Annotated in this window: 36 protein-coding genes; 7 read left to right on the top strand and 29 right to left on the bottom strand. The window is 48.6% G+C overall.

Annotation, left to right across the window (positions count from 1 at the left end):
* Positions 1-409 precede the first annotated feature (409 nt).
* Genes K0H81_RS01015 through K0H81_RS01000 form a run of 4 tightly spaced genes read right to left on the bottom strand, consistent with a single transcriptional unit; the run spans position 410 to position 4021 of the window.
* Entirely contained in the window at positions 410-994 is a 585-nt protein-coding gene (locus K0H81_RS01015; RefSeq protein WP_220059589.1) for a TlpA disulfide reductase family protein, read from the bottom strand.
* Positions 991-1470 carry a heme lyase NrfEFG subunit NrfF gene (gene nrfF / locus K0H81_RS01010; RefSeq protein ID WP_144204447.1) on the bottom strand — a complete coding sequence of 160 codons (480 nt, stop codon included), beginning with the start codon at positions 1468-1470 and terminating at the stop codon, positions 991-993. The genes K0H81_RS01015 and nrfF overlap by 4 nt, the downstream gene beginning before the upstream one ends.
* Positions 1470-2027: a DsbE family thiol:disulfide interchange protein gene (locus K0H81_RS01005; RefSeq protein WP_144204446.1), complete on the bottom strand. Its 558-nt coding sequence runs from the start codon at positions 2025-2027 to the stop codon at positions 1470-1472. The genes nrfF and K0H81_RS01005 overlap by 1 nt, the downstream gene beginning before the upstream one ends.
* Before the next feature lie 17 nt (positions 2028-2044).
* On the bottom strand, positions 2045-4021 hold the full coding sequence (locus K0H81_RS01000) for a heme lyase CcmF/NrfE family subunit (RefSeq protein ID WP_144204445.1): 1977 nt from the start codon (positions 4019-4021) through the stop codon (positions 2045-2047).
* A 411-nt stretch (positions 4022-4432) separates the two neighbouring features.
* Between K0H81_RS01000 and ccmI the strand changes: the two genes are divergently transcribed.
* Complete coding sequence (gene ccmI, locus K0H81_RS00995) at positions 4433-5683, top strand: c-type cytochrome biogenesis protein CcmI (RefSeq protein WP_144204444.1); 1251 nt, start codon at positions 4433-4435, stop codon at positions 5681-5683.
* 178 nt (positions 5684-5861) lie between these two features.
* Here the strand turns inward: ccmI and K0H81_RS00990 are convergent, their stop codons facing one another.
* Positions 5862-6155, bottom strand: coding sequence for a c-type cytochrome (locus K0H81_RS00990; protein WP_041510725.1), 294 nt, complete (start codon positions 6153-6155; stop codon positions 5862-5864).
* Between the two features lie 332 nt (positions 6156-6487).
* On the opposite strand from K0H81_RS00990, the gene ccmA reads away from it, so the two are divergent.
* From ccmA to K0H81_RS00960, 6 genes are all read left to right on the top strand, one after another.
* A complete protein-coding gene (gene ccmA, locus K0H81_RS00985) occupies positions 6488-7138 on the top strand; it encodes a cytochrome c biogenesis heme-transporting ATPase CcmA (RefSeq protein WP_011863997.1) in 651 nt (216 codons plus the stop codon).
* An 11-nt stretch (positions 7139-7149) separates the two neighbouring features.
* Positions 7150-7836: a heme exporter protein CcmB gene (gene ccmB / locus K0H81_RS00980; RefSeq protein WP_011863996.1), complete on the top strand. Its 687-nt coding sequence runs from the start codon at positions 7150-7152 to the stop codon at positions 7834-7836.
* 1 nt (position 7837) lies between these two features.
* Positions 7838-8584: a heme ABC transporter permease gene (locus K0H81_RS00975; RefSeq protein ID WP_011863995.1), complete on the top strand. Its 747-nt coding sequence runs from the start codon at positions 7838-7840 to the stop codon at positions 8582-8584.
* Positions 8584-8784 carry a heme exporter protein CcmD gene (gene ccmD, locus K0H81_RS00970; protein WP_011863994.1) on the top strand — a complete coding sequence of 67 codons (201 nt, stop codon included), beginning with the start codon at positions 8584-8586 and terminating at the stop codon, positions 8782-8784. Before K0H81_RS00975 ends, ccmD begins: the two co-directional genes overlap by 1 nt.
* Positions 8781-9266, top strand: a complete 486-nt coding sequence (ccmE, locus tag K0H81_RS00965; protein WP_144204443.1) for a cytochrome c maturation protein CcmE — start codon at positions 8781-8783, stop codon at positions 9264-9266. Before ccmD ends, ccmE begins: the two co-directional genes overlap by 4 nt.
* Positions 9267-9400: 134 nt before the next feature.
* On the top strand, positions 9401-10378 hold the full coding sequence (locus tag K0H81_RS00960; RefSeq protein ID WP_220059588.1) for an ABC transporter substrate-binding protein: 978 nt from the start codon (positions 9401-9403) through the stop codon (positions 10376-10378).
* A 56-nt stretch (positions 10379-10434) separates the two neighbouring features.
* Here the strand turns inward: K0H81_RS00960 and rplQ are convergent, their stop codons facing one another.
* The 24 genes from rplQ to rplB all read right to left on the bottom strand — a co-directional run bounded on the left by rplQ (position 10435) and on the right by rplB (position 22133).
* Positions 10435-10827 carry a 50S ribosomal protein L17 gene (gene rplQ, locus K0H81_RS00955; RefSeq protein WP_011863991.1) on the bottom strand — a complete coding sequence of 131 codons (393 nt, stop codon included), beginning with the start codon at positions 10825-10827 and terminating at the stop codon, positions 10435-10437.
* A 39-nt stretch (positions 10828-10866) separates the two neighbouring features.
* Positions 10867-11856: a DNA-directed RNA polymerase subunit alpha gene (locus tag K0H81_RS00950; RefSeq protein WP_011863990.1), complete on the bottom strand. Its 990-nt coding sequence runs from the start codon at positions 11854-11856 to the stop codon at positions 10867-10869.
* Between the two features lie 24 nt (positions 11857-11880).
* Positions 11881-12501, bottom strand: coding sequence for a 30S ribosomal protein S4 (gene rpsD, locus K0H81_RS00945; RefSeq protein WP_011863989.1), 621 nt, complete (start codon positions 12499-12501; stop codon positions 11881-11883).
* A gap of 36 nt (positions 12502-12537) precedes the next feature.
* The gene (gene rpsK / locus K0H81_RS00940; protein WP_011863988.1) at positions 12538-12930 is read right to left on the bottom strand and encodes a 30S ribosomal protein S11; all 393 of its coding nucleotides are present in this window, start codon (positions 12928-12930) and stop codon (positions 12538-12540) included.
* Between the two features lie 17 nt (positions 12931-12947).
* Positions 12948-13304 (bottom strand): 30S ribosomal protein S13, encoded by a 357-nt coding sequence (rpsM, locus tag K0H81_RS00935; protein WP_011863987.1) that lies wholly within the window; start codon positions 13302-13304, stop codon positions 12948-12950.
* 117 nt (positions 13305-13421) lie between these two features.
* Positions 13422-13535 carry a 50S ribosomal protein L36 gene (gene rpmJ / locus K0H81_RS00930; protein WP_006083579.1) on the bottom strand — a complete coding sequence of 38 codons (114 nt, stop codon included), beginning with the start codon at positions 13533-13535 and terminating at the stop codon, positions 13422-13424.
* 21 nt (positions 13536-13556) lie between these two features.
* Positions 13557-14897, bottom strand: coding sequence for a preprotein translocase subunit SecY (gene secY / locus K0H81_RS00925; protein WP_144204441.1), 1341 nt, complete (start codon positions 14895-14897; stop codon positions 13557-13559).
* 7 nt (positions 14898-14904) lie between these two features.
* A complete protein-coding gene (gene rplO / locus K0H81_RS00920; RefSeq protein WP_011863985.1) occupies positions 14905-15339 on the bottom strand; it encodes a 50S ribosomal protein L15 in 435 nt (144 codons plus the stop codon).
* Positions 15340-15342: 3 nt separating this feature from the next.
* Complete coding sequence (gene rpmD, locus K0H81_RS00915) at positions 15343-15525, bottom strand: 50S ribosomal protein L30 (RefSeq protein WP_011863984.1); 183 nt, start codon at positions 15523-15525, stop codon at positions 15343-15345.
* Between the two features lie 5 nt (positions 15526-15530).
* Positions 15531-16034, bottom strand: a complete 504-nt coding sequence (rpsE, locus tag K0H81_RS00910; protein WP_011863983.1) for a 30S ribosomal protein S5 — start codon at positions 16032-16034, stop codon at positions 15531-15533.
* A 13-nt stretch (positions 16035-16047) separates the two neighbouring features.
* Positions 16048-16398 carry a 50S ribosomal protein L18 gene (gene rplR / locus K0H81_RS00905; RefSeq protein ID WP_011863982.1) on the bottom strand — a complete coding sequence of 117 codons (351 nt, stop codon included), beginning with the start codon at positions 16396-16398 and terminating at the stop codon, positions 16048-16050.
* Between the two features lie 10 nt (positions 16399-16408).
* Positions 16409-16939: a 50S ribosomal protein L6 gene (rplF, locus tag K0H81_RS00900; protein ID WP_011863981.1), complete on the bottom strand. Its 531-nt coding sequence runs from the start codon at positions 16937-16939 to the stop codon at positions 16409-16411.
* Positions 16940-16949: 10 nt separating this feature from the next.
* A complete protein-coding gene (gene rpsH / locus K0H81_RS00895) occupies positions 16950-17342 on the bottom strand; it encodes a 30S ribosomal protein S8 (protein ID WP_144204440.1) in 393 nt (130 codons plus the stop codon).
* A 23-nt stretch (positions 17343-17365) separates the two neighbouring features.
* The gene (gene rpsN / locus K0H81_RS00890; protein ID WP_011863979.1) at positions 17366-17671 is read right to left on the bottom strand and encodes a 30S ribosomal protein S14; all 306 of its coding nucleotides are present in this window, start codon (positions 17669-17671) and stop codon (positions 17366-17368) included.
* A 10-nt stretch (positions 17672-17681) separates the two neighbouring features.
* Entirely contained in the window at positions 17682-18221 is a 540-nt protein-coding gene (rplE, locus tag K0H81_RS00885) for a 50S ribosomal protein L5 (protein ID WP_011863978.1), read from the bottom strand.
* A gap of 12 nt (positions 18222-18233) precedes the next feature.
* Entirely contained in the window at positions 18234-18548 is a 315-nt protein-coding gene (gene rplX, locus K0H81_RS00880; RefSeq protein WP_011863977.1) for a 50S ribosomal protein L24, read from the bottom strand.
* Positions 18549-18559: 11 nt separating this feature from the next.
* Positions 18560-18928: a 50S ribosomal protein L14 gene (gene rplN, locus K0H81_RS00875; protein WP_011863976.1), complete on the bottom strand. Its 369-nt coding sequence runs from the start codon at positions 18926-18928 to the stop codon at positions 18560-18562.
* Between the two features lie 179 nt (positions 18929-19107).
* Positions 19108-19356, bottom strand: coding sequence for a 30S ribosomal protein S17 (rpsQ, locus tag K0H81_RS00870; protein WP_011863975.1), 249 nt, complete (start codon positions 19354-19356; stop codon positions 19108-19110).
* Positions 19356-19547, bottom strand: a complete 192-nt coding sequence (rpmC, locus tag K0H81_RS00865) for a 50S ribosomal protein L29 (RefSeq protein WP_011863974.1) — start codon at positions 19545-19547, stop codon at positions 19356-19358. The genes rpsQ and rpmC overlap by 1 nt, the downstream gene beginning before the upstream one ends.
* A complete protein-coding gene (gene rplP / locus K0H81_RS00860; RefSeq protein WP_011863973.1) occupies positions 19547-19957 on the bottom strand; it encodes a 50S ribosomal protein L16 in 411 nt (136 codons plus the stop codon). Before rplP ends, rpmC begins: the two co-directional genes overlap by 1 nt.
* An 11-nt stretch (positions 19958-19968) precedes the next feature.
* A complete protein-coding gene (gene rpsC, locus K0H81_RS00855) occupies positions 19969-20658 on the bottom strand; it encodes a 30S ribosomal protein S3 (protein ID WP_011863972.1) in 690 nt (229 codons plus the stop codon).
* A gap of 9 nt (positions 20659-20667) precedes the next feature.
* Positions 20668-21000, bottom strand: coding sequence for a 50S ribosomal protein L22 (gene rplV, locus K0H81_RS00850; RefSeq protein WP_011863971.1), 333 nt, complete (start codon positions 20998-21000; stop codon positions 20668-20670).
* A 15-nt stretch (positions 21001-21015) separates the two neighbouring features.
* The gene (gene rpsS, locus K0H81_RS00845) at positions 21016-21294 is read right to left on the bottom strand and encodes a 30S ribosomal protein S19 (RefSeq protein WP_011863970.1); all 279 of its coding nucleotides are present in this window, start codon (positions 21292-21294) and stop codon (positions 21016-21018) included.
* Between the two features lie 11 nt (positions 21295-21305).
* Positions 21306-22133: a 50S ribosomal protein L2 gene (rplB, locus tag K0H81_RS00840; protein WP_011863969.1), complete on the bottom strand. Its 828-nt coding sequence runs from the start codon at positions 22131-22133 to the stop codon at positions 21306-21308.
* Positions 22134-22144 lie beyond the last annotated feature (11 nt).

Here is a 22144-nt window from a genome sequence, read left to right as displayed (position 1 = left end):
TTAAATCGTTTTCGATTAACTCAATACCTGTGAGCGCCCACACAGATTTCTTGTTTTATCTTGTTAAAGAACGTTTGCCTCATACTGGACTCCAGCGGGCTAGGGCTGCGTATTCTACGCTTCTCCCTGTCGACGTCAAGCGCTTTTTTCAAAAGATTTTTAAGTGGTTAATTACTGTGCTTTCGCGCTGTAACTACCGGCTTAAAAACTCGAACCGCTTATCGCCTTGACTCGACCTTGGTTGCTTACTCACTTGGTAAGTAGCGCCGTTTGCCGTGTCAGTGGGAGCGCATTATAGGGAGCCAAATCTTTTGCGCAAGGGCTTTTTTCAAAAAAAAGATCGCATGCCGATCTTTTAGGCAATTGCGATCTTTTTCGTATGATTTGCGGCCAATATTGCCGTGTTTTACTATTTTTGAGTCTCTGACGCGATAAAGCTCTCGATCAATTTCACCGCTTTCTCATCATCCCAGTCGACAAATGTTCTGACGAAAGCGATCAATTCGCCCTGCTGATTGAGAATAAAGGTCGCCGGAATCGTATCTAGGGGGAAGACCTGACCCAGCTGCTGCTGTGGATCATAGTAAGTCTCGAACTTATCCATCCCCAGAGAGGCCAGGAAGGGTTCGACCTTCTCCTTGCCATTCATATCGATCGATATCGGTAGGACACGAAACTGTTTAGGATCGAATTTGCCTTTGAAGCGATCTATAGCCGGCAGCTCACGCACACAAGGGGGACACCAGGTGGCCCACATGTTGACCATTACTACCTGGCCGCGATACTGACTAAAGTCAATCGACTTTCCCTGGGCATCCTTAAAGGGCACAGGATCTATGGGATAGGCTTTTGGCAACACGTTTATCAGATCGACACTCGACTGCACCTCACCGCCTTGCTTCTTCTGCATGCCGGGATAGGCTTGCACGCTGGCGGCATATCCGCCTAAGGCGAGAGCCGCCGACAGCAGCGCCGTGGCTAACTTTGACTTCATTTATCGTCTCGCTTGAGCAGTCTATCCAACTCGGCTTGCTCCTCGGCGCTGATCTCTTGATCGACGGCATTGCTGATACGCTGCTGTCTAACGAAGATAAAGCCGATCACTAAGCCCACCAGCAATAGCGCGATTGGCCCTAGCCATAAGATGTAAGTCTTAGCTTCCATGCGTGGCTTATAGAGGACGAACTCACCGTAACGACTGGTCATGAACTCGATAATCTCTTCGTCGCCCTTACCGGCATCGACCATTTGATAGACTTCGAGTCGCAGATCTTGCGCCACAGGTGAATTGGAATCGATCAGGTTCTGGTTTTGACACTGAGGACAACGCAGCGAGTGAGCCAGTTCGAGGGCTCGTTTCTGGTTATCTACCGACTTAAACTCATAGGTATCCACTGGGGTCGCCATCGCGGCGCCCACCAGCGAGAAAGATAACAGTATTGCGGTAATAAACCCGACTAAGGTCTTCATTAAGATGCTCCCTCAGCTTTAGCCTGAGCCTGTAACTCTTGAATCATAGGATAGAGTGTCTCATTCCAGACACGCATATCGATAGGACCGGCATAACGGAAGCGGATGATACCGTTGTGATCCACCAGATAGCTCTCGGGCGCACCGTAAACTCCAAGATCCAGACCTAAACGTCCGTCATGGTCAAAGATATTCTTGGTGTAAGGATCGCCCTCGCGGCTCAGCTCACGGATCGCCATGGCACGCTCGTCGCGATAGTTGATGCCATAGATAGGCAAGATGTTCTGTCTTGCCAAACGCATCAGGTAAGGATGCTCATATTTACATGAAGGACACCAGGTGGCCCACACGTTCAGCAATGAAACCTGACCCTTGATGCTGTCATTGGTAATGATCTCATTGGCATCTTCAAGCTTTTGCAGTTGGAAAGCCGGCACCGGCTTTCCTTCTAATGCAGAATCTAGCTGCTGCGGATTCAGGAAGAGTCCCTTATAGAGGAACACTCCCATCACCAAAAACAGAATCAAAGGAATAAATAATACTAGCCTTTTCTTCATACTTGCCCCAATTCAAGTTATGCGGTTGCTAATTTTGCTTGTTTGGCTTTTTCGCCAGCTGTTTCGGTCGCCTTGGCTCTGCGGTAACGCTTATCAGACGCGGCGAACAGACCGCCTACCATCATGAAGATGCTACCGAACCATAACCAGCGCACGAATGGCTTGTAGTTCAGACGCACGGCAAACTCGGTACGACTGATAGGATCGCCCATGGTGATATAGAGATCGCGGAACAGTCCCCAATCGATGCCCGCCTCTGTCATATCCATGGTACGTACGTTGTACTGACGACGATCTGGTTTAAGCAGAGTAATGAACTCACCGTCTTTGGTCACTTCGACCTGACCCTGCTGGGCGGTATAGTTAGGACCGACAACATTCTTAGTCTCGATATAATGGAAGCTATAGCCCGCCAGCTCCTGGGTGATACCAGGGCCCATGCGAACACTCTTCTCGATCGAGTAGTTAGACACCATGGTGGCGCCGACCACAGAAACCGCGATACCTAAGTGAGCGATGATCATACCCAGCTGGCTGCGCCCCATACGCGCCAGGCTGAGACCATCTTTAGACTGCATGATGTCGTAGGCGGCACGCAGCGTAGCAACTGTTACCCAAGCGGCCAGGCCAATACCGAACATCACCCAAGCATTAAACTTGCCGTCCACCAGGAAAGGCGTCGCCACACCGATAACGGCAGAGACGATGGCAGGCACCAGCAGCTTGGCCCTGAGTTCACCTGCCTTAGCACGCTTCCAGCGGATGCTAGGGCCAATACCCATGAAGGCAAACAGCACGAGTGCAATCGGCACGAATACTGCGTTGAAGTATGGTGGGCCTACAGAGATTTTACCCATATTGAGGGCATCGATCAGCAGTGGGTAGAGTGTGCCCAGCAGCACGGTACCACAAGCTACGGTAAGCAGGATGTTACCTACCAGCAGCATGGTTTCTTTCGACATCAGCTCGAAACGCGCAGGGCTCTTCATATCGCTTGCGCGGAAGGCAAATAGCGTCAGCGATCCGCCGATGGCGAGACCCAGCAGCAAGAGGATAAACATACCACGGCTAGGATCCGCCGCGAATGAGTGCACCGAGGTCAGTACACCTGAACGAACGATAAAGGTACCTAGCAGACTCAGAGAGAATGCGAAGATAGAGAGGAGTACCGTCCAGTTACGGAAAGTTGCACGCTTCTCGGTCACGATCACTGAGTGCAGCAGAGCTGTACCGATCAGCCAAGGCATGAATGACGCGTTTTCGACGGGATCCCAGAACCACCAGCCGCCCCAGCCTAGCTCGTAATATGCCCACCAAGAACCGAGCGAGATACCGCCTGTCAGGAAGATCCACGCAGCCAGGGTCCAAGGACGGCTCCAACGTGCCCAGGCAGAATCGAGACGTCCGCCCATGAGCGCGGCGATGGCGAAGGCAAAACTCACCGAGAAACCAACATAGCCAAGGTACAGCATAGGTGGGTGGAAGATGAGTCCCACGTCCTGCAGCATAGGGTTAAGGTCGCGTCCCTCCATAGGAATCGGGAACAGGCGCTCAAATGGGCTAGAAGTCAGCAGCATGAAGAGACAGAAGCCTATTACTATCATCGCCAGAATAGCGAGTACGCGTGCGGTAAAGACCTCTTCTAACCCCTTACTGAAGAAGGCAACCGCAGCCGTCCAGACAGACAGGGCAAACACCCAGAAGAGTAAGGAGCCTTCATGGCCACCCCATACGGCAGCGATCTTGAAGAAGATCGGCAGCTGAGAGTTTGAGTGGTGTGCAACATAGGCTACAGAGAAATCGTCGACGGCAAAGCTATAACCCAGGACGATGACGGAGAGAGCGATAAAGAAAAACATGCCGTAACTCAACGGCCAGGCATAACGCACCAGATATTGATCTTTGCGAGCAACACCGATTAAGGGGACGCTGGCCAATAGAAAGGCGAATGCCAATCCTATTATCAACGAAAAGTGTCCTAATTCAGGGATCATGGGGTTTCCTCAGTCCTATATGAGAACTAGCCGAAGCATTAGCTTCGCCTAATTCACCAGAGTTTGCAATTCACACAACTCAAGGTACAAAATTTGAGTCATTTTAGTATTTGCTATTGTATCTGTCTGCCTCTTTCGCACAATTCTGGGTGACCTGTCTCATTCTTGCGAACAGAAACGCAGGGTTACAATTGTTATAAACTGGCAGATTTTATGCTCTGACCCTTGTTTGAAACTTAAGTTTCAGCCAATTTTTGAAAATAGAATCGAACTGTGAACCAGTGCAAAAGTATCAGTATTTAACGGCTGGAAACCCTTATATTACTGTTCAATGAATAATCTTTCCGTATAATCTGATCCCTATATCGCGCGGCATCCCCGCATTCCTGCAACTAATGTGAAAAAGAAATAATGACCACACTCTGGATTTTTATTGCGCTTTTTGTATTAGTCAGCCTAGTGCTGATTTGGTTTCCACACTTCCGCCAGCAAAAGATGCTGCAGGCCGAAGAAGCCGGTGTGCGTAAGGCCACCAACCTCGAACTTTTTAACAATCGCCTGGCGACCCTGGAGAAGGAACTTGAGGATGAGCTGCTGGATCAAGATGAATTTAACGCGCTAAAGAAAGAGCTCGAGATCAGTCTGCTACAGGACATGAAACAGGGCGAAGATGAATCTCTGGTCGGTCAGATCAAGCCTAAGAGCCTACTCTGGCCAACCCTGATGTCTGTGGTGGTGCTAGGTGTTTCTGGCTACTTCTATGCCAACCTAGGTGCCTATGCCAACCTGGACAAGGCGGTTCCCGACAATCCACACGCAGGAATGGATGCCGCCCAGATCATGACCCAGCGCATTCAGATGATGGAATCACAGCTGCAAGCCGAGCCAGAAAACAGCCAGCTGTTGTTTAGCCTTGGCCATGCCTACATCAGCGCCAACCGTTATGACGATGCGGTAAAAGCATTCGACAAGGCGATGGAGCTAGTGGGTACCCACGCCGAACTGCTTGGTCCTAAGGCCACGGCCATGTACTACAAGGCCAACCAAAGAATCACCCCTGCAGTACAGGCCATTATCGACCAGTCATTGGCATTAGATCCTGAAGATCCTTCTACCCTACTGCTTGTCGGTATGGATGCCTTCTTCAGCGCCCAATATAAGAAGGCGATCGATGCCTGGCAGATCATTCTCGATAGCGACAGAAGCGATGTGGACCGTAGCGCCATCATCAATGCCATCGAGAGCGCCAAGATGAGAATGCAAGCTGAAACTGGCGAGATGCCTAACGATGCGACTCATCAGCAGGCCAAGGCCACTACCGGTAAGACGGTAACCATAGATGTGTCTATCGCACCCGAGCTGGCAGAGAATGTCAGCGGTAGCGATATGCTGTTTATCTTTGCCCGTAACACTCAAGGCCCTAAGGTACCGCTAGCGGCGACTAAGGTATCGGCGAAATCTCTGCCTGTCTCTATCACCTTAGATGACAGCACCGGCATGGGCGGCGATATCAAGCTGAGCGATGCCAAACAAGTTGAAGTGATCGCCGTGCTCTCTAAGCATGGTTCGGTTAAGGCGCAGCCTGGCGATCTACAGGGCCGTCTGGAAACCATGGATGTGGGTTCAACCGCTAAGCTGGTGATTGATACTCTGGTGCAGTAATCTCGGTCCAATATTACCGATTCAATAAATCAGGTTCCGTATCGCACAGAAAAGCCGGCATTAGCCGGCTTTTTTATTGCTCACCTGTCTTGATCGCGAGAGCCTCTTTATTAAAAACTACTTAGCGATAGGCATAAAAAAACCGACCATAAGGTCGGCTTTTTTCAACGAAGTCAAATTACTTAGACATGAACTCGATAGCGTTCTTGTAATCTTCGTCGGTACAATCTGTGCACATACCACCTGGTGGCATAGCGTTCAGACCAGTCTTAACACTACCTACTAGTGCGTCTAGGCCTTTCGCTAAACGAGGCTCCCATGCAGCTGCATCATGAGCTTTAGGGGCACCGGCGACACCCATACTGTGGCATACATGGCATGCCTTGTTATATACAGCTTCACCTTCTTGTGCAAAAGTGTTTGCAGACAAGGTCAATGCAGCCACTGCAGACAATGCTAACAGTTTTTTCATGTTCAATGTTCCTAATGCAAATATTAACAGAGCTCTATGCCACCCTAAACTGGGGCAGACTTATTCTATAGCGGCCCTAGGATACATCAAACTTCAACAAATCTCACCTTTTTGTGATTAATATCAGAATTTGATGGTTCAACATGTTATAGGTGCCCGAGTTACCTGATACATTAGCAATTGTTGAAAAAGTTCAATCTCAATGACGAAAAGGTTTTACTTTTTGGAAGCATATCAAATTGCTGACACTAATCAGATAGCAAGACTAAACCCCTCAAGGGGATTATGTTAATATCGCTTATGTTTACATCAGGCTTGAGATAGAGGGTTCAGTGGTAGAAGAAAAAACAGCAACAACACTGGTATCAGCCGATAACTTGACTTGTATCCGCGAAGAGCGAATTCTCTTCGATGAGCTGAGCTTTGATATCCAAGCGGGTGAGATAGTTCAAATCGAAGGCCCTAATGGCGCCGGTAAAACCAGCCTGCTGAGGATCCTCGCCGGCCTGTCGCGTCCCTACGCCGGCGAAGCCAAGTACAAGGGTACTGACATCACCCGCTGCCGCGACGAATACAATGACGATCTTTTGTATCTGGGCCACCTTGCAGGTGTAAAAAGCGAGTTAACCGCAGAAGAGAATCTTAACTTCAATTTAAGAATCAGCGGGTATGATGATTTCGAAACCAACCAGATCCTCGCTAAGGTAAACCTGTCTGGCTTCGAGGAAGCCTTGGCCGGTCACTTGTCGGCGGGTCAACATCGTCGTACCGCCCTAGCCCGACTCTGGCATACCAACTGTAAGGTCTGGCTACTGGATGAACCATTTACTGCAATCGATAAGAAAGGCGTCGAAGAATTGGAACACCTGTTTTTACAACATGCTCAAAGCGGCGGCTGTGTCATCATGACGACCCACCAGGACATGAGCATTATCGGTGACGATATTCTCCGTAAGATTCGCCTCGATTACCGCTTTATTTAAAGGTGCAGTGAATGAATAAAGGTATCAGTTTCACCCAAGCGTTTTTCACCCTGCTTAGACGCGATCTTAAGATAGCAATTCGTCACAAGGGTGACATCTTCAATCCCTTGCTGTTTTTTATCCTGGTGGTCACCCTATTCCCGCTGGGCATTGGCCCCGAGCCTCAGGTACTGACTCGCGTAGCACCGGGGATCATCTGGGTAGCCGCCCTGCTGGCATCTATGCTGTCACTCGAGCGCCTGTTTAAGGCAGACTTTGTCGATGGTAGCCTGGAGCAGATGCTGCTCAGCCCACAGCCACTGTCGCTCATGGTATTGGCAAAAGTGCTGGCCCACTGGATCTTGACAGGCGTACCACTGATATTGGTTGCCCCGCTACTGGCCGTGCTGCTGCACCTGGAAGCCAACAGCTATGGCGCATTGATGGCCACCCTGGCACTGGGCACGCCCGTACTCAGCCTGTTGGGCGCCATAGGTGTCGCGCTTACCGTCGGTCTGCGTAAGGGCGGCGTGCTACTGAGTCTGTTGATCCTGCCGCTTTACATACCGGTTCTAATTTTTGCAACCAGCGCCATCGATGCCGCTGGCCTAAATCTACCCTACAGCGGCCATCTCGCTATCATAGGCGCTATGCTGGTCGGTTCGTTAATATTGGCACCTTTTGCAATTGGTGCCTCTCTAAGAGTGAGTACTAACTAATATGTGGAAATGGCTACATTCTTACGCAGACCCTCAAAAAGCCTACAACCTCTCTGGCAGGCTATTGCCTTGGTTTGCGACGCTTGCAATCGCGTTTATTGGTGTGGGTTCTATCTGGGGGCTGTTGTTTGCGCCGGTAGATTACCAGCAGGGTGACAGTTACCGCATCATCTTCATCCACGTACCCGCGGCTTCTATGTCGATGTCAGCCTACATGGCGATGGCAACCTCGGCCTTTATCGGCCTGGTATGGCAGATCAAGTCTGCCGACTGGGCAGCGGCGGCCATCGCGCCTATCGGTGCCGTTGTCACCTTTATCGCTCTGATCACTGGTGCTGCCTGGGGTAAGCCTATGTGGGGCACCTGGTGGGTGTGGGATGCTCGCCTGACATCTGAACTTGTGTTGCTATTCCTCTACCTGGGTGTGATCTCTCTGTACGCCTCTTTCGAAGATAAGGTACTCGCCGCTCGTGCCGCCGGTATTCTGGCCATCGTGGGCGTGATCAACATTCCTATCATCAAGTACTCGGTAGAGTGGTGGAACTCACTACACCAGCCTGCGACTATCAAGATCACCGAGAAGTCATCTATGGCACCTGAGATGTTATATCCACTGCTGATCAACATCTTCGGTTTCGGCCTGATGATAGGCGCTATCACGCTTATTCGTTTCAGAGCCGAGATACTTGCCAGAAACGGTATGCGTCCCTGGGTGAGGGAACTCGCGCAAGCTGAAGGAGTCAAATAATGCAGTTCGATTCATTAGCAGATTTTTTTAACATGGGTGGCTACGCCTTTTATGTGTGGCTATCTTACGGCATAACCGCCTTCGCACTGGGTACCTTAATCGTGGTGAGCCTGCGCCAGAAGCGCAAGATCCTTACCGAGATATCCAAGAAGATGCAACGCGAAGAACGCCTCAAAGCCAACCGGAGTAAAGAACAGTGAACGCCAGACGAAAGAAAAGACTCGCCTTAGCAACCGCCCTGATTGGTGGCGTAGCCGCCATCGCGTCCTTGCTACTTTATGCGCTCAATTCAAACTTGAACCTTTTCTATACCCCAACAGAGATCGTTCACGGTAAGAAAGATACAGGCGTTAAGCCAGAAATCGGTCAACGTATTCGTGTCGGTGGCATGGTCACCGTGGGTTCTCTGGTTCGCGATCCAGAAAGCCTACACGTTGAGTTTGCCGTACATGATGCCGCCGGTGGCGAAGTCATGGTGACCTATGACGATCTATTACCGGACCTCTTCCGTGAAGGACAAGGTATCGTCGCCCAGGGCGTGTTGATCGAAGGCGGTAAGCTGGAAGCGACCGAAGTATTGGCGAAGCATGACGAAAACTACATGCCGCCAGAGGTTGCCGAAGCCATGGGCCAGACCCACGAGAAACTCGAATACGACTCTTCACAGAAAACCGGTTACTAGACCGCATATTCTTAGTGTGGAAAGCTAAAGGCCTCAATTGAGGCCTTTTTTATTGCCTGTGCACTACTTAGGAGCAAAATCGACTATAACTATGTAAAAGACTTTGGGGTTAAAGCTTTTAGGGAATTCCATCCATGCGCATACTTGCCTGTCTCTTACTACTCTGGGCCAGCCTACCCGCATCGGCTGCCAGGCTGATGTTCATCCATAGCTATCATGAAGGCTATCCATGGGTACAGGATTATCGCCAGGCGATATTGGAAAATCTTAGCGAGCCCACTAAGATGGCTGAGCTTTTCCTCGACTCCAAGCGTCTCCCCCGCGATGCCTATGTCAAACGCGCTGACGACGCCTGGGAAGCCGTTAAACGCGATAAGCCAGACATCATCATACTTGCCGACGACAACGCCATCTCACTGCTTAGCGAGCGCATCGCGACCACCAAGACCCCTGTGGTATTTCTCGGCCTCAATACTAACCCCAGAGATCATGGCCTGCCGACCTATCGGCAATTTACCGGTATACTCGAGCGTCCGCTGTTCAAACGCTCCCTACTCTTGGTCGACTGCCTGCTGCCAGGTAATGAGGCCAAGAAGCTTTTGATCCTTTCAGACAATAGCGCGACCTCCCGTGCCGCTTTCAGCCCGATTAGCGCCGACTTTAAGCCGATCAAGATAGGCAAGCTGACCATAGCCTTCACGCTAACTAATTCTGCCGAAGAGTGGAAGCAGGCAGTGATCGGTGCCAAGAAAGCTGGATATCAAGGGATATTTACCGGGCTCTACCACACCCTAACCACGAGCGGTGGTGACTATCTGGAGGCGAGTGAGACCATTGCGTGGACGGCTGAGCATTCACCTGTCCCCCATTTCGGCTTCTGGGATTTTACCGTTGGCAGACATGCTAACCCTGGCGGTTATGTGCTTAACGGCTATGAACATGGCCTGCTGGCCGCTAAATTGATTAATCGACTGTTAGCCGGCGACCAAGCCAGCAGTTTAGGTTATATCAGTGACAGTAAGGGGGCGTTTCGATTCAGCCTGTCGGGCGTAGCCAAATGGCATCTTTCGATCCCTAAAGAGATCGCCGAGAAGGCAGATTGGGTGGAATAGATTTGCGGCAATAAAAAAGCCGGGCAATGCCCGGCTTTTTACAATGAACTTAAGTGTTACTCAGCAGCTTCTTCAACAGCTTCAGCAGCTTCTGGACGACCTACTAGTTCGATATACGCCATAGGCGCCTTATCACCAGTACGAAGACCGCACTTAAGAATACGGGTGTATCCACCAGGACGTTCCTGGTAGCGTGGACCCAATTCATTAAATAACTTACCTACGACTTCAGCGTCGCGAGTACGTGCAAATGCCAAACGACGGTTTGCAACACTGTCACTCTTAGCAAGTGTTATTAGAGGTTCAACTACGCGACGCAATTCTTTCGCCTTAGCTACAGTAGTCTTGATCACTTCGTGACGGACTAATGAGCTTGCCATGTTACGGAACATAGCTTGACGATGACTGCTGTTACGGTTTAGTTGACGACCACTCTTACGATGGCGCATGACCTAATCCTTATTACCTAAATCTGTACAAACTAGGACTTATAGGTCGTCTGCTAAACTGGCTGGAGGCCAGTTTTCTAGACGCATACCTAGTGAAAGTCCGCGAGAAGCCAACACATCCTTAATTTCGGTAAGAGACTTCTTACCCAAGTTAGGCGTTTTAAGTAGCTCAACCTCAGTACGCTGTACCAGATCTCCGATGTAATGAATCGCTTCGGCTTTCAAACAGTTAGCCGAACGTACAGTTAGCTCTAGATCGTCGACAGGACGCAACAGAATTGGGTCGAACTCTGGTTTCTCTTCTTTCTGCTCTGGCTCAGTGACATCACGAAGCTCAACAAACGCATCCAGCTGTTCAGCTAGGATGGTCGCAGAACGACGAATCGCTTCCTCAGGATCGATAGTACCGTTAGTGGTCATATCGATAACGAGTTTGTCCAAGTCAGTACGCTGTTCAACACGTGCTGCTTCAACATTGTAAGCAATACGCGCGACAGGTGAGAAAGATGAATCCACTAGCAGACGGCCAATTGGGCGATCGTCGTCTTCAGTTTGTGCACGAGCCGAAGCTGGTACATAACCACGACCACGCTCAACGCGGATACGCATGCTAATGTCATTGTTACCAGTCAGATGACAGATAACATGATCAGGATTCATAATAGTAACATCACCATCGTGCGTGATATCTGCTGCGGTAACAGGGCCTGCGCCTGACTTGCTTAATGTAAGCATAGCCTCGTCTTTACCCTCGATAACCACTGCTAAACCTTTAAGGTTTAGTAGGATCTCTAGGATATCCTCTTGTACGCCTTCCTTGCTGCTGTATTCGTGCAGTACACCATCAATCTCGACTTCGGTAACCGCGCAGCCGGGCATAGACGACAATAGGATACGACGCAACGCGTTACCTAGAGTATGACCAAAACCACGCTCAAGCGGCTCCAGTGTAACCTTGGCACGTGTTGGGTTAACCTGCTCGATATCAACGAGACGCGGTTTAAGAAATTCTGTAACAGAACCCTGCATTGTGTCCTCTCTTGTTTATTAGCTTTACTTAGAGTAAAGCTCGACGATCAGCTGTTCGTTAATATCCGCAGATAAATCGCTACGCTCAGGCAGACGCTTGAAAGCACCTTCCATCTTAGCGGCATCTACTTCAACCCATGTTGGCTTTTCGCGCTGAGAAGCAACCTCTAGAGCAGCTTTAATACGAGCTTGCTTTTGAGACTTCTCACGAACGCTAATTACATCATTCGCAGACACTTTGAATGATGGAATATTAACAACGCGGCCGTTTACCATAATTGACTTATGGCTAACTAGCTGACGTGCTTCAGCACGGGTAGCACCAAAACCCATACGATAAACAACGTTATCTAAACGAGTTTCCAAAAGAGTAAGCAGGTTTTCACCAGTGTTACCTTTTAGACGTGCAGCGTCTTTGTAGTAGTTACGGAATTGCTTTTCAAGCACACCATAAGTACGACGAACTTTTTGTTTTTCGCGCAGCTGAACGCCGTACTCAGACAAACGAGCTTTACGAGCGCCGTGTTGTCCAGGTGCAGCTTCAAGCTTACACTTCGAATCAATTGCTCTCACACCGCTTTTCAGGAAAAGGTCAGTACCTTCTCGGCGAGTGAGCTTGAGCTTTGGACCCAAGTATCTTGCCATGTTCTTTCTCCAACTATCCTATTAAAAACGGGGCGATTACACGCGACGTTTCTTAGGAGGACGACAACCATTATGAGGGATCGGCGTCACATCGGTAATGTTGGTTATCTTGTAACCAACCGCGTTCAGCGCTCGAATAGCTGACTCACGTCCTGGACCTGGACCCTTCACGAAAACTTCAAGGTTTTTAACACCGTAGTCCTGAGCAGCAACACCTGCGCGCTCAGCAGCTACCTGTGCAGCGAATGGGGTAGATTTACGTGAACCACGGAAACCTGAACCACCAGAAGTTGCCCAAGAAAGTGCATTACCTTGACGATCTGTAATGGTGATAATGGTGTTGTTGAAAGATGCATGGATATGAGCCATGCCATCAGCAACCTGTTTACGTACGCGCTTGCGCGTTGAACGTGACGGAACTTTAGCCATATTGGTTTACCTTCCCGTTACTTTCTAATTGGCTTACGTGGACCTTTGCGAGTACGCGCATTGGTCTTGGTACGTTGCCCACGAAGGGGCAGGCTACGACGGTGGCGGAGACCACGATAACAACCAAGGTCCATCAGACGCTTGATGTTCATAGAGATCTCACGACGCAAGTCACCTTCTACAATGTATTTAGCAACTTCTTCGCGTAGTGTGTCTATTTGAGCTTCGCTCAATTCCTTGATCTTAGCATCTTCAGCAATTGAAGTAGCCGCGCAGATTTGTTGTGCGCGAGTTAGTCCAATACCATAGATAGCAGTCAATGCAATGACTGTGTGCTTCTGATCAGGAATGTTAATGCCAGCGATACGGGCCACTATGCACTCCTCATAAGTTAAAGGCCATCTGTGAAAAGCCCGGTAGGATACTCGACAGATGACGATTTTGCAAATAATATTTTGACCAGCTCAGAAACTGAGCTGGTCAAAAAGTTTTTAGCCTTGACGCTGTTTGTGTTTTGGTTCAACACAGATAACGCGTACAACGCCGCTACGCTTTACGATCTTGCAGTTACGGCAGATCTTCTTCACGGAAGCTCGAACTTTCATTTCATCACTCCGTAAAGCTACTTAGCGACCAAAGCGATCTAAGTTCGCTTTATTCACTAGGTTAGCTTTCTTCATCACAGACTCATACTGATGTGACATCATATGGGTCTGAACCTGAGCCATGAAGTCCATGATCACGACTACCATAATTAGTAGTGAAGTACCGCCAAAATAGAACTGTACTTTCCACGCGATTAACATGAACTCCGGAATTAAACAGATAAAGGTAATATACAATGCACCGGCCAGTGTTAGGCGAGTCATTACTTTATCTATATATCGCGAAGTCTGTTCTCCAGGACGGATCCCGGGAATAAACGCACCACTCTTCTTCAGGTTGTCAGCTGTTTCACGTGGGTTAAATACCAACGCAGTATAGAAGAAACAGAAGAAGATAATCGCTGTTGCATACAACAATGAGTAAAGCGGCTGACCTGGCGATACTGCAAGTGAAAAATCACTTAACCAAGACAAGCCTTCATTCTGACCAAACCACTGAGCCAGTGTGCCTGGGAACAAAATGATGCTTGACGCAAAGATTGGTGGAATCACACCTGCCATGTTGACCTTAAGCGGTAAGTGAGTGCTCTGCGCGGCAAACACCTTACGGCCCTGCTGACGCTTAGCATAGTTAACAACGATACGACGCTGTCCACGCTCAACAAACACAACAAAATAGGTCACAGCAAATACGATCACTGCAATCAACAATAATACTAGTACGTTCAAGTCGCCTTGACGCGCCTGCTCGGCCGTTTGGCCGATAGCAGAAGGTAGACCGGCTACAATACCTGCGAAAATAAGAATCGAGATACCGTTACCTATGCCTCGTTCGGTGATCTGCTCACCCAGCCACATGAGGAACATGGTTCCTGTGACCAAACTCACTACAGCAACGAAGTAGAAACCAAATCCAAGGTTTACAACTAAACCAGGGACCAGGTTTGGCAGACCCGTTGCGATACCGATCGCTTGGAATGTACCCAAGACCAGTGTGCCATATCGAGTATACTGACTGATCTTCTTACGTCCTGACTCGCCTTCCTTTTTCAGTTCGGCCAGAGCAGGATGTACCACAGTCAATAGCTGCATGATGATCGATGCCGAGATGTACGGCATGATACCAAGAGCAAAGATAGAAGCACGTTCAAGGGCGCCACCAGAGAACATGTTGAACATGCCTAAGATGGTACCCTTCTGCTGATTAAACAGCTCTGCTAATACAGCTGCGTCAATACCAGGAATTGGCACGAACGAACCGGCTCTAAAGACGATAATCGCACCAATCACGAACAGTAAGCGGGATTTCAATTCTGATAAACCGCCCTTCGCGCTTTTTAAATCAAGTCCTGGTTTTGCCATCGACGTATTATTCCTCGATCTTTCCGCCGGCAGCTTCGATAGCTGCACGTGCACCTTTGGTTACCTTCAGACCTTTAACGGTCACTGGGCGTTCAATGGTACCTGAAAGAACGACTTTAGCAAACTGTATGTTGCGAGTAACAAGATTCGCATCTTTCAGTGCATTCAAGTCGACAACATCACCGTTAACTTTAGCCAGTTCGCTTACACGAATTTCGGCAGTTACCATCGCTTTACGCGAAGTAAAACCAAACTTAGGCAAACGGATCTTAAGTGGCATTTGACCACCTTCGAAACCGACGCGAACACCGCCACCAGAACGTGACTTCTGACCTTTGTGACCGCGACCAGCAGTCTTACCTAGGCCAGAACCGATACCGCGACCTACACGCTTAGCTGCTGATTTTGCACCTGCAGCAGGTGATAGAGTATTCAATTTCATTGATTAATCCTCCACCTTAACCATGTAGTAAACCTTGTTAATCATACCGCGAACAGCAGGAGTATCTTCCAGCTCAACGGTGTGATTAATACGGCGTAGACCTAGACCGGTCAATGTGGCGCGATGCTTAGGCAGACGGCCAATTGAACTCTTAGTCTGAGTTACTTTTAATGTTTTAGTAGCCATGGTGCTTAACCTCGAATTTCATCAACATTGAGGCCACGCTTAGCTGCGATTTGAGCTGGTGACTTCATGTGCACCAACGCATCTACAGTTGCGCGAACGATGTTGATCGGGTTAGTAGAACCGTATGCTTTCGACAGAACGTTATGAACGCCTGCTACTTCCAATACGGCACGCATCGCACCACCGGCAATAATACCAGTACCTTCAGAAGCTGGTTGCATGTAAACACGCGAACCAGTGTGACGGCCCTTAACAGGGTGGTGCAAAGTACCATTTACAAGTTCAACAGAAACAATGTTACGGCGAGCCTTTTCCATTGCTTTCTGGATAGCGGCAGGTACTTCACGCGCTTTACCATAGCCATAGCCGACTTTACCGTTACCGTCACCCACTACAGTCAGTGCAGTGAAGCTAAAGATACGTCCGCCTTTAACTACTTTAGAAACACGATTTACTGCAACTAACTTCTCTTGCAGATCGTCTTTTTGTGGAGCTTCAAATTTAGCCATTTTTAATCATTCCTTAGAACTGTAGGCCAGCTTCACGAGCAGCGTCTGCCAAGGCAGCTACGCGTCCGTGATACTTAAAGCCGGAACGATCGAATGCAACTACAGTTACGCCTTTCTCGATAGCACGCTCAGCAATAGTCTTACCTACTGCTTTAGCCGCTTCTACGTTACCTGTGTATTTAAGCTGCTCTGATACCGCTTTTTCAGCAGTAGAAGCTGCCGCCACAACTTGCGCGTTGGCATCAATAACCTGTGCGTATGTGTGACGTGGTGTACGATGTACAACCAGACGGTTAACGCCCAGCTCTTGGATCTTCTTACGAGCGCGAGTCGCGCGGCGTAAGCGAGATGTTTTCTTATCCATATCGCGTTACCTACTTCTTCTTAGCCTCTTTACGGCGTACTTGTTCATCAGCATAGCGAACACCCTTGCCTTTGTAAGGCTCTGGTGGACGGTAGCCACGAATTTCTGCTGCAACCTGACCAACAAGCTGCTTATCAGTACTCTTAAGTACGATTTCAGTTTGTGATGGACACTCTGCAGTTACGCCGTCAGGAAGCTGGTGTACTAGAGGATGTGAGAAACCTAGAGTCAGGTCGATACCGTTACCAGCAATCTTTGCACGGTAACCAACACCAACTAGAGTCAGCTTTCTTTCGAAACCTTCGTTAACACCAACAACCATGTTGTTGATTAGTGCTCGAGCTGTACCAGCTTGTGCAGCGCTAGTTACGCCTTCAGCTGGAGAACACTTAATTTCGTTGTTTTCAACAACAACAGAAACGTCAGCGTTGATTACTCGAGTCAAACTACCTTTAGCACCTTTTACGGTGATAGTTTGTTCGTTTAAAGTCACTTCTACGCCTGCAGGGATAGCGACTGGTGCTTTTGCGACACGAGACATTGCTAGCTCCTTATGCTACGTAGCAGATAACTTCTCCACCCATGCCTTGTTGGCGGGCGGCACGATCAGTCATCAAACCTTTAGAAGTGGACACGATTGCGACACCCAGACCGCCCATCACCTTTGGTAGTTCGTTTTTACCTTTGTAAATACGAAGACCAGGACGACTTACGCGCTGGATAGTCTCAACGACTGGTTGGCCTTGGAAATACTTCAAAGTGATTTCCAAAACCGGCTTGGCTTCGCCTGCTACGGTGTAGTCAGTGATATAACCTTCTTCTTTAAGCGTCTGTGCGATAGCAACTTTCAGCTTAGCAGAAGGCATAGATACTGATACTTTGTTAGCAGCTTGGCCGTTACGAATGCGAGTTAACATATCCGCAATTGGATCTTGCATGCTCATATTAGCTTACTCCGTGACAAGTATTACCAGCTGGCCTTACGCAGACCAGGAACTTCACCACGCATGGTAGCTTCACGCAATTTGATACGGCTTAGGCCGAACTTGCGTAGGAAACCATGTGGGCGACCAGTTTGACTACAACGATTACGCTGACGCGCAGCACTTGAGTCACGTGGTAGACCTTGCAGCTTAAGAACTGCATCCCAACGATCTTCATCAGAAGTAGTTGGATTGCTAATGATAGCCTTAAGAGCTAGACGCTTTTCAGCATACTTAGCCACGAGCTTGGCACGTTTTGCTTCACGTGCTTTCATTGAACTTTTTGCCATTTCGCTACCCTTATTTCTTGAATGGGAAGTTAAAGGCGTCTAATAAAGCACGGCCTTCTTCGTCATTCTTCGCAGTAGTAGTGATAACAATATCCATACCGCGGATCTTATCGATTTTATCGTAATCGATTTCCGGGAAGATGATTTGCTCACGTACACCCATTGCGTAGTTACCACGTCCGTCGAACGACTTAGCGCTCAGACCACGGAAGTCGCGGATACGCGGGATTGCGATATCAACTAAACGCTCAAGGAATTCCCACATGCGTTCACCACGCAGGGTAACCTTGCAGCCGATCGGGTAGCCATCACGGATTTTAAAACCAGCAACTGATTTACGAGCAACAGTTACAACTGGCTTTTGACCAGCGATAGCAGTCATGTCACGAAGCGCGTGCTCCATAACTTTCTTATCTGCTACAGCTTCGCCAACACCCATGTTAAGGGTGATTTTCTCAATCCGAGGGACTTGCATGACACTGGTATAACCGAACTTCTTAGAAAGCTCAGCGATAACAGTCTCTTTATATTTATCATGCAGTTTCGCCATCGTTTACTCCAATTACTTAACGAGTTCACTGTTCGACTTAAAGAAACGGACTTTTTTGCCGTCTTCAAATCGGAAACCAACGCGATCAGCTTTGCCAGTGGCAGAGTTGAAAATCGCTACATTTGATGCTTGTATTGGCGCTTCTTTCTCAACGATACCACCAGTCACACCCATTTGTGGGTTAGGCTTCTGGTGCTTCTTGATCAGATTGATGCCTTCTACAATTAATTTACCAGTTGGTAAAACTCGAGAAACCTTACCGCGTTTACCCTTGTCTTTACCTGCTAGTACAATTACTTCGTCTTCACGACGGATTTTAGCTGCCATTTTGAAGCTCCTTACAGTACTTCTGGTGCCAGAGAAACAATTTTCATAAATTGTTCTGTACGCAGTTCACGCGTCACTGGTCCAAAGATACGAGTACCAATCGGTGCAAGGTTTGCGTTTAGCAATACCGCTGCATTGCGATCGAAGCGAATGACAGAACCATCTGGACGACGTACGCCTTTCTTAGTACGGACTACCACCGCGTTATACACGTCACCTTTCTTCGCTTTACCGCGAGGAATTGCTTCTTTTACAGAAACCTTGATGACGTCGCCGATACCGGCATAACGACGATGAGAGCCACCCAAGACCTTAATACACTGAACTCTACGAGCGCCACTGTTACAGGCGACTTCTAGAGTCGATTGCATTTGGATCATTTTAAGTGCTCCGCTATCGTTACTTCACTAATCCCATATTTGGGGCATTTTTAAACCATTCTAGACCAAATAACGTCTAAAATGGCGCGCAAGTATAACACCGCAAAATAGGAATAGATAGTATTAAAAATAAAAACGGCCCCAAATCTAGGAGCCGTTTCGCTAATCACCTAATTAAATTAGGCTTTTGTTACTACTTCAACCAGAGTCCAAGACTTAGTCTTAGACAGCGGACGGCATTCGCGAATAGTCACGATATCGCCAGCATTACACTGATTTGTTTCGTCATGTGCATGGATCTTAGTAGTACGCTTGATAAACTTCCCGTATAGAGGATGCTTAACCTTACGCTCAATAGCTACAGTGATAGACTTGTCCATCTTGTTGCTAAGTACACGACCTTGCAAAGTACGGATTTTATCAGTCATTATGCACCCGCCTTAGAAGTAATAATGGTCTTAACGCGCGCAATGTTACGACGCACGATTTTGAGCTGGTGAGTCTGAGTCAACTGACCAGTGGCGTGTTGCATACGCAGATTAAACTGCTCACGCAGCAGACCAAGCAGTTCAGCGTTCAGTTCTTCAACGCTCTTCTGAGTTAGTTCGCTCGCTTTCATTACATCACCGTCTTAGTTACGAAGGTAGTCTTAATAGGAAGCTTGGCAGCAGCAAGAGTGAAAGCTTCACGAGCCAACTCTTCTGATACACCATTCATCTCATAAAGAACCTTACCAGGTTGAATCTGGCAAACCCAGTATTCAACGTTACCCTTACCTTTACCCATACGCACTTCAAGAGGCTTAGAGGTGATTGGCTTGTCAGGGAAAACGCGGATCCAAATTTGACCTTGACGTTTAATGTGACGTGTCATAGCACGACGCGCAGATTCGATTTGACGAGCAGTCAGACGGCCACGTCCAACAGCTTTCAAACCGAACTCACCGAAGCTTACTTCAGTGCCGTTCGCCAGACCGCGGTTACGGCCTTTGAACATTTTACGAAACTTCATTCGTTTTGGTTGCAGCATTGCCAGCTCTCCTATTTACCGCGAGGCTTACGCTTCGGCTGCTGTTTCGGCTCTTCTAGCGCAGGAACAACGCCGTCTAGAACTTCACCTTTGAAGACCCAAACTTTAACGCCGATCACACCGTATTGAGTGTGACTTTCTGCAGTAGAATAATCGATATCAGCACGCAGTGTATGTAGAGGCACACGACCTTCACGATACCACTCTGAACGCGCAATCTCAGCACCGCCTAAACGGCCGCTCACTTCAACTTTGATACCCTTAGCACCTAGACGCATTGCGTTCTGTACCGCGCGCTTCATAGCACGACGGAACATTACACGACGCTCTAGCTGAGAAGCGATGCCTTCGGCAACTAGCTTCGCATCTAGCTCTGGCTTACGGATTTCAGCGATGTTGATTTGAGCTGGAATACCAGTCAACTTAGCAACTTCGTTGCGCAGCTTTTCAACATCTTCGCCTTTCTTACCAATCACAACACCTGGACGGGCAGTGTGAATGGTAACGCGAACACTCTTAGCTGGACGCTCGATAACAATCTTAGAGACTGAGGCTTGCTTAAGTTTCTTTTCTAGAAACTTACGCACTTCCCAGTCGCTGCTTAGATTGTTGGCATAATCTGATTTATCAGCGTACCAAGTCGAGATCCAAGGCTTAGTGATACCCAGACGGATACCATTAGGATGTACTTTCTGTCCCATTGCTAACTCCTAGCGATCTGACACAACCACAGTGATGTGGCTGGTGCGCTTGATAATACGATCAGCACGGCCTTTAGCACGTGGCATGATACGCTTCATAGTTGGACCCTCGTCTACAAAGACTTTTCCAACTTTCAGCTCGTCAATGTCAGCACCTTCGTTGTGCTCAGCATTAGCGATAGCAGAGTCTAGTACTTTCTTAACAAGTACAGCTGCTTTCTTAGGGCTGAAAGTCAAAATTTCAAGAGCCTTAGCAACAGGCAGTCCACGAATTTGATCTGCAACCAAACGACACTTTTGAGGCGACGTACGGGCAAAACGATGTTTAGCTAAAACTTCCATCTCGAGTCTCCCGTATTAACGCTTCTTCGCTTTCTTATCAGCAGCATGGCCGCGATAAGTGCGAGTTGGTGAAAATTCACCAAGCTTGTGGCCGATCATCTCGTCAGTTACGAACACAGGTACGTGCTGACGACCATTATGGACAGCGATGGTCATTCCAATCATGTTAGGAATGATCATTGAGCGGCGAGACCAAGTCTTGATAGGCTTCTTGTCACCCGCTTCCATCGCTTTCTCTACCTTCTTCAGCAAGTGTAGGTCAATGAATGGACCTTTCTTGAGAGAACGTGGCATGGCGAATCCTCTTACTTTTTGTTACGACGACGTACGATGTACTTGTCGGTGCGTTTGTTACTACGGGTCTTATAACCCTTAGTTGGGACACCCCATGGAGTCACTGGGTGACGGCCACCAGAAGTACGGCCTTCACCACCACCATGTGGATGGTCTACTGGGTTCATTGCAACACCACGAACTGTTGGGCGTACGCCTCTCCAGCGCTTAGCACCTGCTTTACCCAACTGGCGTAGCATATGCTCGGCATTACCAACTTCACCTAATGTCGCGCGGCAATCTACTGGCACTTTACGCATTTCGCCAGAGCGAAGACGTAGAGTGGCGTATGCGCCATCACGAGCTACAACTTGTACGTAGGTACCTGCTGAACGAGCGATCTGAGCACCTTTACCAGGCTTCATTTCAACTGCGTGAACAACGCTACCTACTGGGATGTTGCGTAGTGGCAAAGCGTTACCCGCTTTGATTTCAGCATCGATACCAGACTGGATTTGATCACCAGCTTGCATGCCTTTAGCAGCAAGGATATAACGACGCTCACCATCAGCATACAAAACAAGTGCGATGTTAGCGGTACGGTTTGGATCATATTCCAAACGCTCTACCTTAGCAGGGATACCGTCTTTGTTGCGCTTGAAGTCAACAATACGGTAGTGCTGCTTGTGTCCACCACCTACGTGACGAACAGTAATACGACCGGTGTTGTTACGGCCACCGCTCTTAGCTTTTTTCGCCAACAGGCCAGCAAAGGGTTTACCCTTATGCAGATCGCTGTTCACCACTTTAACAACGTGGCGACGACCAGCAGAGGTTGGCTTACACTTAATAACTGCCATGATAATTCTCC

It is taken from the genome of Shewanella halotolerans, from assembly GCF_019457535.1.
GTDB lineage: Bacteria > Pseudomonadota > Gammaproteobacteria > Enterobacterales > Shewanellaceae > Shewanella > Shewanella halotolerans.
The sequence above is the reverse complement of the archived record's forward strand: the minus strand, read 5'-3'. Positions and strand labels throughout refer to the sequence as shown.